This window comes from Kitasatospora sp. NPDC036755, from assembly GCF_040636595.1.
Taxonomy (GTDB): domain Bacteria; phylum Actinomycetota; class Actinomycetes; order Streptomycetales; family Streptomycetaceae; genus Kitasatospora.
Window position 1 is genome coordinate 1 of record NZ_JBEZUT010000307.1, and the last position, 10,278, is coordinate 10,278.

13 protein-coding genes are annotated in these 10,278 nt (G+C 73.5%); 2 read left to right on the forward strand and 11 right to left on the reverse strand.

Annotation, left to right across the window (positions count from 1 at the left end):
* Nucleotides 1-90: 90 nt before the first annotated feature.
* Both trxA and AB0E96_RS32605 read right to left on the reverse strand, forming a co-directional pair.
* Nucleotides 91-423, reverse strand: coding sequence for a thioredoxin (trxA, locus tag AB0E96_RS32600; protein ID WP_359829396.1), 333 nt, complete (start codon nt 421-423; stop codon nt 91-93).
* A gap of 3 nt (nt 424-426) precedes the next feature.
* Nucleotides 427-834, reverse strand: a complete 408-nt coding sequence (locus tag AB0E96_RS32605) for a MerR family transcriptional regulator (protein ID WP_359829397.1) — start codon at nt 832-834, stop codon at nt 427-429.
* Between the two features lie 109 nt (nt 835-943).
* Between AB0E96_RS32605 and AB0E96_RS32610 the strand changes: the two genes are divergently transcribed.
* On the forward strand, nt 944-1,705 hold the full coding sequence (locus AB0E96_RS32610; protein WP_359829398.1) for an SDR family oxidoreductase: 762 nt from the start codon (nt 944-946) through the stop codon (nt 1,703-1,705).
* 4 nt (nt 1,706-1,709) lie between these two features.
* Here AB0E96_RS32610 and AB0E96_RS32615 read toward each other — a convergent pair whose 3' ends face one another.
* The 9 genes from AB0E96_RS32615 to AB0E96_RS32655 all read right to left on the reverse strand — a co-directional run bounded on the left by AB0E96_RS32615 (nt 1,710) and on the right by AB0E96_RS32655 (nt 8,754).
* Nucleotides 1,710-2,351 carry an alkaline shock response membrane anchor protein AmaP gene (locus tag AB0E96_RS32615; RefSeq protein WP_359829399.1) on the reverse strand — a complete coding sequence of 214 codons (642 nt, stop codon included), beginning with the start codon at nt 2,349-2,351 and terminating at the stop codon, nt 1,710-1,712.
* Nucleotides 2,348-2,977, reverse strand: coding sequence for a DUF6286 domain-containing protein (locus tag AB0E96_RS32620; protein ID WP_359829400.1), 630 nt, complete (start codon nt 2,975-2,977; stop codon nt 2,348-2,350). The genes AB0E96_RS32615 and AB0E96_RS32620 overlap by 4 nt, the downstream gene beginning before the upstream one ends.
* Entirely contained in the window at nt 2,974-3,309 is a 336-nt protein-coding gene (locus tag AB0E96_RS32625; RefSeq protein ID WP_359829401.1) for a hypothetical protein, read from the reverse strand. Before AB0E96_RS32625 ends, AB0E96_RS32620 begins: the two co-directional genes overlap by 4 nt.
* The gene (locus AB0E96_RS32630; RefSeq protein ID WP_189916289.1) at nt 3,309-3,500 is read right to left on the reverse strand and encodes a hypothetical protein; all 192 of its coding nucleotides are present in this window, start codon (nt 3,498-3,500) and stop codon (nt 3,309-3,311) included. The genes AB0E96_RS32625 and AB0E96_RS32630 overlap by 1 nt, the downstream gene beginning before the upstream one ends.
* Before the next feature lie 57 nt (nt 3,501-3,557).
* On the reverse strand, nt 3,558-4,046 hold the full coding sequence (locus AB0E96_RS32635) for an Asp23/Gls24 family envelope stress response protein (RefSeq protein ID WP_359829406.1): 489 nt from the start codon (nt 4,044-4,046) through the stop codon (nt 3,558-3,560).
* 195 nt (nt 4,047-4,241) lie between these two features.
* Nucleotides 4,242-5,048 (reverse strand): enoyl-CoA hydratase/isomerase family protein, encoded by an 807-nt coding sequence (locus AB0E96_RS32640; RefSeq protein WP_359829402.1) that lies wholly within the window; start codon nt 5,046-5,048, stop codon nt 4,242-4,244.
* A 282-nt stretch (nt 5,049-5,330) separates the two neighbouring features.
* A complete protein-coding gene (locus AB0E96_RS32645) occupies nt 5,331-5,564 on the reverse strand; it encodes a helix-turn-helix domain-containing protein (protein WP_049658450.1) in 234 nt (77 codons plus the stop codon).
* Nucleotides 5,565-5,891: 327 nt separating this feature from the next.
* Entirely contained in the window at nt 5,892-7,490 is a 1,599-nt protein-coding gene (gene abc-f / locus AB0E96_RS32650) for a ribosomal protection-like ABC-F family protein (RefSeq protein ID WP_359829403.1), read from the reverse strand.
* Between the two features lie 241 nt (nt 7,491-7,731).
* Nucleotides 7,732-8,754: a hypothetical protein gene (locus AB0E96_RS32655; RefSeq protein ID WP_359829404.1), complete on the reverse strand. Its 1,023-nt coding sequence runs from the start codon at nt 8,752-8,754 to the stop codon at nt 7,732-7,734.
* 371 nt (nt 8,755-9,125) lie between these two features.
* Between AB0E96_RS32655 and AB0E96_RS32660 the strand changes: the two genes are divergently transcribed.
* Nucleotides 9,126-10,278, forward strand: a 1,153-nt coding sequence (locus AB0E96_RS32660; RefSeq protein ID WP_359829405.1) for a glycosyl hydrolase, incomplete at its 3' end; no start/stop codon positions are given.

The window sequence follows — 10,278 nt, forward strand, 5'->3', positions numbered from 1 at the left end:
GCTCCCCGGCCCATTCCCCCATCGCCACGAAACGAGTCTGGCCCCACCGCTCACGCAGTGGGGCCAGAACCCAACATCTTCATCAGACTTCTAGAGCACGTCCTCCAGCTCCCGCAGCAGCCGCGCCTTCGCCCGCGCCCCCACCACCGACCGCACCGGCTGCCCGCCCCGGAACACCACCAGCGTCGGCATCGACAGCACCCCGTACGCCGCCTGCGTCCGCGGATTGCGGTCCACGTCCACGCTGACCACCCGCAGCCGGTGCGCCTCCTCCCGCGCGATGTCCGCCAGCACCGGCGCCATCATCCGGCACGGCGGGCACCAGTCCGCCGTGAAATCCACCAGCACCGGCCCGTCGGCCGCCAGCACCTCCGCGGCGAACGTGTCGTCCGTCACCGCCGGCACACCCGTGATCTCCACCACCGTCTACTCCTTCACCAGTTCGCACAGGGGCGGGTCCATGGCGACGGCCAACTCGTCCCGCGCCCGCACGGCCCGGTCGAACTGCCCCGCCACACTCGCCCGCACTTCCTGGAGCCGGGCGATGCACTCGTCCAGCTCCCCCAACTTCCGCCGGTACACCTCCAGGGAGGCCGGGCACGAGTCCCCCTCCGGGTGCCCCGCCCGCAGACACTCCACGAACGGCCTGGTCTCCTCCAGGCCGAACCCGAAGTCCTGCAGCATCCGGATCTCCCGCAGCAACCGCAGATCCCCCTCGTCGTACGCCCGGTACCCGTTGCCCGCCCGCCGGGCCGGCAACAAACCCAACTGCTCGTAGTACCGCAACGCCCGCGTGGTCGTCCCCGCCCGCTCCGCCAGCTCCCCGATCCGCATGCCGCCCCACTCCTCCCGCACTTCCGGCCACGACCGTAAACCTTCCCCCCGACGTCAACGCCAGCCCCCGCCCCGCACGGCCCCCCGCGGGGCGAGGCACTATGTCCCCATGGATCTCGGACTGAAAGACAAGGCCTACATCGTCACCGGCGCCACCCGGGGCCTCGGCCTCGCCACCGCCCGCGAACTCGTCGCCGACGGCGCCCGCGTCCTCGTCAGCGGCCGCACCCCGCAGGCCGTCGACGCCGCCGTCGCAGAGCTCGCAACCCTCGGCACCGCCCGCGGCCTGGTCGCCGACAACGCCGCCCCCGACACGGCCGAGCGCCTCGTCGCCGAGGCCCGCCACCACTTCGGCCGTCTGGACGGCATCCTGATCAGCGTCGGCGGCCCCCAGGCCGGTCCGGTCGCGACCACCCCGGAGGAGGCCTGGCGGGACGCCTTCGAGTCCGTCTTCCTCGGCGCCCTGCGGCTCGCCCGCGCCACCGCCGCCGCGCTTCCCGACGGCGGCGCGATCGCCTTCGTGCTCTCCAGCTCCGTCCGCCAGCCGATCCCCGGCCTGGGCATCTCCAACGGTCTGCGTCCGGGCCTCGCCATGGCCGCCAAGTCCCTCGCGGACGAGCTGGGTCCCCGCGGCATCCGTGTGCTCGGCCTGCTCCCGGGCCGGATCGACACCGACCGGGTCCGCGAGCTCGACGCCCTCGCCCCGGACCCCGACGCGGCCCGGGCCCAGGCCGGCGCCGCCATCCCGCTGCGCCGTTACGGCACTCCCGAGGAGTTCGGCAAGGTCGCCGCCTTCCTGCTCTCCCCCGCCGCCTCCTACCTGACCGGTGTCATGGTCCCCGTCGACGGCGGCGCCCTCCGCCCCCTCTGAGCCGCTACTCCACCCTCGGTTGCCGCCGCCCCCGCCGCCCGCGCCGCGCCTCGGCGGGGGCCGCCTGCAGGACCCGAATCCGCAGGTCGGCCGGCAGGTCAGCCAGCCGCAGGCTCCCGCGGGCATCGGCCCGGGGCCCGTCCTCGAAGTGCTCCACCAGCGCGGCCGGGTCGCCGCCCGGCCGCAACCGCACGGCCCCGCGCAGCCGCGGGTGCCGCGGAGCCCGCACCAGCCGCACCCCGGCCCGTTCGACCTCCGGCAGCACCGCTGTCCCGTTCTCCAGCGCCTCCTCCAGGGCCCGCGCGCCGACCCGCAGCCGGAGCCCGCTCACTCCTGGCGTCGGCACCTCGATGCTCGACAGCCCGGTGCGCCGCAGCTGCGCCACCAGCCACCACGCCATCCCCGCCACCAGGACGGCCAGCCCGCCGATCACCGTGGGCCACCACCACGCCGACCCCACCCACCGGCCGCGCGAGCGCGCGCTCACCACCGGCTGGTCCGGCGAGGTCAGCGGCCACCACTGCGGCGGGTGCACGCCCAGTCGGCGGTACAGGTCGAGCCCGCCCGCCAGCACCAGCACCCCGGCTCCCGCGAGCACCACCCCGACCGCCGCCAGCATCACCCGGTTGACGACCGTCCTCCTCACCGCGCCACTCCCTCACCGCCGTCCGCGCCGCCCCCGTCCGGGTGCTCCTCCACCACGCCCGCGGCTCCCCGTGCCGTCCGCACGTCCAGTCGCAGCGGCCGCCCCAGCCCCACCCGGTCCAGTTCGTCCCGCAGCTGCCGCTGCACCAGGGCCGGCGGCGCGACGCCCGTCAGCGAGACCCGGACCCGCCGCCGCCCGACCCTGATCCGCAGGTGGTCGATCCCGTCCAGGCCGGCCGCCCGGTCCGCCAGCAGGTGTCCGATCCCGGCCCGGTCGATGGCCGCGCTCGTCCCCCCGTACGGCCGCAGGGCGAGCCACCGCCGCAGCCCGGGTGCGACGGCGAGCCAGAGCAGCCACCCGCCGAGCACGGTGGCCGTGCCGGCTCCCACCAGCACCGCCAGGTCGTCGAGGTGGCGGGTCGCCAGCTCGTCCGCGATCTGTGCCCGCCACCGCCGTGCCGGCTGCCCCACCCGGACGGCGACCACGTCGTACAGCAGGGCTCCCGCGATCATCAGCACCCCCGTCGCCACCAGCGCCGCCGCGGCCGTCCGGGGTGCGCGCAGCCGTCTCGCCCGCCCCGGACCGGCGCCCCGCGCGTCCTGGGCCGCGGGTTCCTCCCCGGTCACGAGGTGCCTCCCGTCACCAGCTTCTCGACCACGACGACCACGTCCGACACCCTCGTCCCGGTCAGTCCCGCCACCCGCTCCGCGATCCGCTGCCGCACCGCTCCGGCCAGCGCCGCGACGTCCGAGGGGAACGGCAGTTCCAGGGCCACCCGGACGGTCACCGTGCTCCCCGGTACGGTCACCGAGACGTGCGGCGGCGCTCCTTTCGCCCGTCCGGCGGGCCAGGCTCCGGCCAGCACCTCCCGGGCGGCCCTGGCCGCGATCCGGGCGTACACCCGGTCGCCGACCCGGAGCCGGCCCCGGCGCCCCGGCGCGGTGCCCGGACCCGCCATCAACGGCGCCGGTCGCGGCCGCGGAGCAGGTCTCCGAGCTCGCCCAACTCGATGTCGCCCTCCAGCAGGCGTCCGACCACGAAGCCGACCAGCCCCAGCGCGGCCACCAGCAGGAAGGCCGCGAACCCGCCGAAGTACCCGGCGAAGCCGAGGGCCATGCCCACCACCAGGCCGACGATGGCCAGGTTCATCGCTACTCCCTCGTCTCCCGCCGTCCCGCCGGGCCCTCTGTCGTGCCGCCGGACGCGCTACTTGAGCTTCGGCCGCTGCCCGGACACCGCCACCGGTTCCTCTTCCTCCTCGAACTCCGGTTCGTCCGGGAGGTGGACGTCATTGACCGCGATGTTGACCTCGACGACTTCGAGGCCGGTCATCCGCTCGACCGCGCCGATGATGTTCTCCCGTACCTGGCGGGCGAGTTCGGGAATGACCACGCCGTACTCGACCACCAGGGCGATGTCGATCGCGGTCTGCTTCTCGCCGACCTCGGCCTTGATGCCCCGCCCGACGCTGGGCTTGCCTCCGGGCACCCGGTCCCGCATCGCGCCGAAGGTGCGGGCGAGTCCGGAGCCGAGCGCGTGGATCCCGGTCACCTCGCGGGCCGCCATTCCGGCGATCTTCTCCACCACGCCGACGGCCAGCGCGGTGCGGCCGCGTTCCTCCGCCGGCCTGGCACCGCCGCCGGACCCCTGCGGGCCGGGGTTCGGGGTGCTGCTGCCGCCGGTGTGCTTGTGCATGGTCGCGGGCGTCGGAGTGTCAGGCATGGGTGCTTCTCCCGTCGTACGGCTCCAGCTATATCGCAAACCTCACCAACTCTGGCATTTCGCCACGATCCCCGCCCGCCGAGCACCGGCGGGCGGCGCCCGGGCAAGCGAAAGGGCCCGGCCCCGGGGAGATCCCCCCGGGGCCGGGCCCGCGTCGCCGCCGTGCGGTCAGTCGCCGATCCCGGCGAGCTCCCGCAGCCGGCGGGCCTGCGCCGCCCGTTCGGCCGAACGCTGCTCGTCGAAGGAGCGCCCGGCGGCCCCCTGCAACAGGGCCTTGGTCTCGATCACCGCGCCGCGGGGGGCGGCCAGCAGGGCGGCCGCGAGGTCGCGGGCGGCGCCGTCCAGTTCCTCACCCGGCACCGCCAGGTTGGCCAGCCCGATCGCGGCGGCCTCCTCGGCCCCCACCCAGCGGCCGGTCGCGCAGATCTCCAGCGCCCGCGCGTAGCCGACGAGTTCGGTGAGCGGCTTGGTGCCGGCCAGGTCCGGGACGAGGCCCAGCGAGGTCTCCTTCATCGCGAACCGGACGTCCTCGGCGACGACCCGCAGGTCGCAGCCGAGGGCCAGCTGGAAGCCCGCGCCGACGGCGTGGCCCTGGACCACCGCGATGGAGATCAGGTCCGGGCGGCGCCACCAGGTGAAGGCCTCCTGGTACGAGGCGATGGCCTCGTCCAGCTCCTGGTCGGTGGCGGCGGCGAGCTGGAGGAAGGTGGGCTCGCCGGGGATGCCCTCGGGGGTGAACATGGCCCGGTCGAGCCCGGCGGAGAAGGAGAGCCCCTCGGCGCGCAGCAGCACCACCCGGACGCTGCCGGGCAGCTCGCGCCCGGCGGCGGCGAGCGCGCGCCAGAGCGCGGGCGACTGGGCGTTGCGCCGCTTGGGCTCGCACAGGGTGACGACGGCGAGTTCGCCGTCGATCTCCAGTCGGACGCCGTCCCGCTCCCAGCTCGGGGCCTGCGGGTCGGTGGCGGGAGCGGTCATGGGGAACCTCCGGTGGCGAGGGACTTGGCTACCGGAGAGTAACAAAACTGGACGCACGAGGGCAGGGGCCTGACGGGAAAGATCGGCGGACCCCCGGACGCCCGCCGGAATCGACACGGAGAGCGGAAGGGACGGAGAACGGGGGACGGAGGACACCCCGGACATGACGATCGGCGGCCGGTCCGCTCGACCCGAGGGCGGACGCCCAGTCGGTTGTGCCGACTGCCGTCTCCTCGGTCGGCGCCCTGCCGCCGCGCCATCCGGCCATTGGCCGACGAACCGTCAGGAACTGGCCCCGGCAGTCGCCTTGTTCTTGCCCCGCGTGGCACCGCCGCGGCCCCGGAGGATCACTCCGGACTCGCTCAGCATCCGGTGCACGAAGCCGTACGAACGACCGGTCTCCTCCGCGAGAGCGCGAATGCTCGCCCCGGAGTCGTACTTCTTCTTGAGATCGGCCGCGAGCTTCTCACGCGCGGCACCGGTCACCCGGCTGCCCTTTTTCAGAGTCTCGGCCACCCGTGCCTCCTCGTAGCGTTGCTCGGTCAGATTCCCATGATCACCCATCCACCGCTTCCTGGCCACCCATTCGACAAGGTCGATGTCGGAAATGCGTGGTCCGCCGGTGGTGATCCGAGCGCAGCAGGGCGCTCACGTAGAGTGCACGCCCCCGGGCGGATACCGCCGAATGCCAGGAAATAGCTGATCAGCAGCGTCGGCCCGACCACGATCACGTGGCGGGCCGACGGAAAGTCCTTAAACGGAATCCAGGTCTACTTCATTCCCTGACACGCCGAAAGGACTAGATATTCTCATCCGAAAAGCGGATCTTGCGTCTACTTCCGGTCAGGCCAGAGAGACCAGATCGGCGTAGGACGGGTTCCAGAGGTCCTCCACGCCGTCCGGCAGCAGGATGATCCGCTCCGGGTCGAGCGCCTCGACCGCGCCCTCGTCGTGGGTGACCAGCACGACCGCCCCGGAGAACTCGCGCAGCGCGCCCAGGATCTCCTCGCGGCTGGCCGGGTCGAGGTTGTTGGTGGGCTCGTCGAGCAGCAGCACGTTGGCGGAGGAGACCACCAGGGTGGCCAGCGCCAGACGGGTCTTCTCACCACCGGAGAGCACCCCGGCCGGCTTGTCGACGTCGTCGCCGGAGAACAGGAAGGAGCCGAGGATCTTGCGGATCTGCACCAGGTCGGTGTCCGGGGCGGCCGAGCGCATGTTCTCCAGCACGCTGCGGTCCGGGTCCAGCGTCTCGTGCTCCTGGGCGTAGTAGCCGATCTTCAGGCCGTGGCCCGGGATCACCTCGCCGGTGTCCGGCTGCTCCACCCCGGCCAGCATCCGCAGCAGGGTGGTCTTGCCGGCGCCGTTGAAGCCCAGCACGACGACCCGGGAACCGCGGTCGATCGCCAGGTCGACGTCGGTGAAGATCTCCAGCGAGCCGTAGGACTTGGACAGGCCGCTGGCGGTCAGCGGGGTCTTGCCGCAGGGGGCCGGCTCCGGGAAGCGCAGCTTGGCGACCTTGTCGCTCTGGCGCACCTGCTCCAGGCCGGACAGCAGCTTGTCGGCGCGGCGGGCCATGTTCTGCGCGGCCACCGTCTTGGTCGCCTTGGCGCGCATCTTGTCGGCCTGGGCGTTGAGGGTCGCGGCCTTCTTCTCGGCGTTGGCCCGCTCGCGCTTGCGGCGCTTCTCGTCGTCCTCGCGCTGCTGCTGGTACTGCTTCCAGCCCATGTTGTAGACGTCGATGCAGGAGCGGTTGGCGTCCAGGTAGAAGACCTTGTTGACGACCGTCTCGACCAGGTCGACGTCGTGCGAGATGACGATGAAGCCGCCCTTGTAGGTCTTCAGGAAGTCCCGCAGCCAGACGATGGAGTCCGCGTCCAGGTGGTTGGTGGGCTCGTCGAGCAGCAGGACGTCGGAGTCCGAGAAGAGGATCCGGGCCAGCTCGACGCGGCGGCGCTGACCACCGGAGAGGGTGTGCAGCGGCTGGTTGAGGATGCGGTCCGGCAGGCCCAGCGCGGCAGCGATGGTGGCGGCCTCGGCCTCGGCGGCGTACCCGCCCTTGGTGAGGAACTCGGTCTCCAGCCGGGCGTACTTCTTCATCGCGTTGTCCCGGGTGGCGCCCTTGCCGTTGGCCATCCGTTCCTCGTTCTCGCGCATCTTCTTCAGCACGGTGTCGAGGCCGCGGGCGGACAGGATGCGGTCCTTGGCGAGGACGTCCAGGTCGCCGGTGCGCGGGTCCTGCGGGAGGTAGCCGACCTCTCCCGAACGGGTGACGGTACCGGCGGCGGGCAGGCCCTCACCGGCGAGCACCTTGGTGAGGGTGGTCTTGCCGGCGCCGTTGCGGCCGACCAGGCCGATCCGGTCGCCGGCGGCGACCTTGAAGCTCGCGGACTCGATCAGGATCCGGGCACCGGCGCGCAGTTCGAGGGCGTTGGCGGAAATCATGGCTGGGGACTACTCCTGGGGCGTGGGCGGGCGGCCGGGTACGTCGCATCCGGGGCCGGGGTGGCGTGAGGGGGGCTTCATCGGCGGTCGGCGCGGCCCTCGTCGCGCCGCCACCCGCTATTGCCCGGAGAAAATAGCCATGGCGGCAAGTCTACCGGGCCCCGCACCACCCCCGGGGAAGTACCGTCCCGGGGTATCCGGCAGCCCCCGGCCCGCACCGCCGAGCCGTGGATCGTCCCGGCTACCGCGGCCGCGCGGCCGGCTGGTCCGCCGCGGGGGCGTCGGTGGCGGACGGGGCGGCCGGAACCACCGGATCGACCGGATCGACCGGGGCCACCGGGTCCATCGGCGCGTCCGCCGCGCATCCGCCCAGCGGCCGGACCGCCGCGAACGGCGCGTCGGCGCTGCCGCAGGGCGTCTCGGGGGCGGCCGCCCTGGTGTCGAACACCTTGGGCGGGACGATCGGACCGTCGGTGATCTCCACCCGGCTGCGGTCCAGCACCTTGACCGTGGCGGTCGGGCCGGCGCTCGTCGCCCAGCCGTTGCTGTCCAGCCGGTAGCCGGTGATGCCGCCGGAGACGGCCTGCCCGCCACTGTTGGCGCAGGTGCGCGGGATGAGCACCGCGTAGTCGGTGTGGACGGCGCGCAGCGGGTCGTAGACGCAGCCGCCGGCGGGCTTGTCGTTGTAGCGCAGGTCGCCGTCGGCGTCGCGAAGGCCCATGGTCAGGTTCGGGGTGACCAGGGCCAGCCAGGGCGAGCCGTCCCGCTGGACGGTGTGCAGCGCGGCCGCGGCCCGCTGCTTGGCGAGCGCCTTGCGCTGGGCGTCGGTCCGCTGGGCGGCGCCCGGCTCGCCGTCGCCGCGCAGCCAGTCGGCCAGGCCGGGCACCGCACGGTGCCAGCGCACCTCGTGGTCGCCCGGGCGCACCGAGGTGACCAGGCCGTCGTCCCAGACCACGATCGCGTTGTCGCCGGCCATCGCGAGGTAGAGCGCCTCGGCGCCCTCCCGGCGGTAGGACCAGGCCTGCTCGCCGGTCTGCTTGTGGAAGGCCTCCAGGCCCGGCCCCACCCGCAGGTCGAGATCGGCCGAACCGAGCGTCTCGGAGTTCACCGGCGCCGCCTCCGCGTCCCCGGGCCCCGCGACCCGGTCGCCGAACGGCACCGGCTTGTTCGCGTGCGCCGCCGCCCCCGCCGCAAGGACCAGCATCACCGCCGAGGCAGGCAGGATCGAGCGGGGGGTCAGTACACGCAGCGGCTTCCAGGACACGGCCGGAGCGTACCTGTCACCGGGCGCGCGAGTCAGCCCGGTTCCGGCGCCGCTCCGGCCCGCCGGGCGTCCGCCCGGCCCCGCGCGCCCTCCCCGCACGACCACCCGCCCACCTGCGCCGTCGGGGCTCCGGCCGCTCCGCCGGTCGCGCCGGAGCGGGCCGGAGGAGCCCGGCGGGACCGTTACAGATCTGATACACACGACCGCCGCTCTCCGGCCGCTGCGACAGACGGCGTTCGATCGGCGCCCACTTTAGGGTGACATTCGGCTTTTTCGTCCCCCTTCGGGCCTACTGTCTGCGAGCGGGGCGCCACGGTCCGTCCACGCCGAGACCGGGCGCCCCTCCCACGCGACGTACCGAGGAGAGCACCATGCGAATCGGCCGCCTGACGCTGGCCGCCGCCACCCTGCTGCTGATGGCCACGGCCAGCGTCCCGGCCGGGACGCCGTTCAGCCAGACCGAACGGCGCACCCTCTCCTCGGACGCCGTCGAACCACGCGGCGCGGCCCCCCGTCCGCCGGTCCAGCGGCCGAGCCACGAGCCGCCGTTCGGCGCCTTCGTAGGCTCCTGGGACAAGTACATCCCGCAGATCGGCCAGTACGCCCAGTGGCTGGGCGACGCGAACATGCAGGTCGGCCACACCTACCTGGCGGGCAACGGCTGGAGCGACATCGAGGGCGAGCCGCTGGTGCTCGGCCTGTGGTCGCAGTGGCGGCAGGCCGACCCGTCCCGGCTGCTGGTGCTCGGCGTGCCGATGCTGGTGCCCAGCGAGTCGAACGTCCCGGACGACGAGGTCGCCGAGCTGCTCGCCCAGGGGGCGCGCGGGGACTTCGACGGGCACTTCGTCAAGCTCGCGCGCCGGCTGGTCGCGCTGGGCGGCGCGGACACCGTGCTCACCCTCGGCTGGGAGATGAACGGCACCACCTACACCCACCGCTGCAAGCCCGACCCCTCCGCGTGGAAGACGTACTGGCGGCGGATCGTCGGGGTGATGCGCTCGGTGCCCGGGCAGCGCTTCCGCTTCGACTTCGCCCCCAGCCGGGGCCTGGACGCCGTCCCCTGGACCAAGTGCTACCCCGGCGACGACGTGGTCGACATCATCGGCATGGACAGCTACGACCAGCCCGCCGGCGGCACCTTCGACGACTACGTGCGCGAGCCGTACGGCCTCCAGGACCAGGTGGAGTTCGCCGCCAAGCGCGGCAAGCCGGTCTCCTACCCCGAGTGGGGGCTGTACCGCAACGGCGACAACCCCGAGTACGTGAAGCGGATGGTCGAGTGGATCCGCACCCACGACACCGCCTACCAGACCGTCACCGACTACTGTCCGCACGGCTTCTTCCAGTGCGACCGCAATCCGCGCTCGGCGGAGGCGTTCAAGCGGCTGATGTCCGGCTCGAAGGGCGCCCCGGCTCCGGCGGAGGCGCCCACCGCGCCCACCGCGCCCGAAGGAGGCGGCCAGGCCGGCCGTGAAGGCGGTGATGCGCAGGGCGGTGTTCATGGCGGGGTCCCCTCGGGGGTCG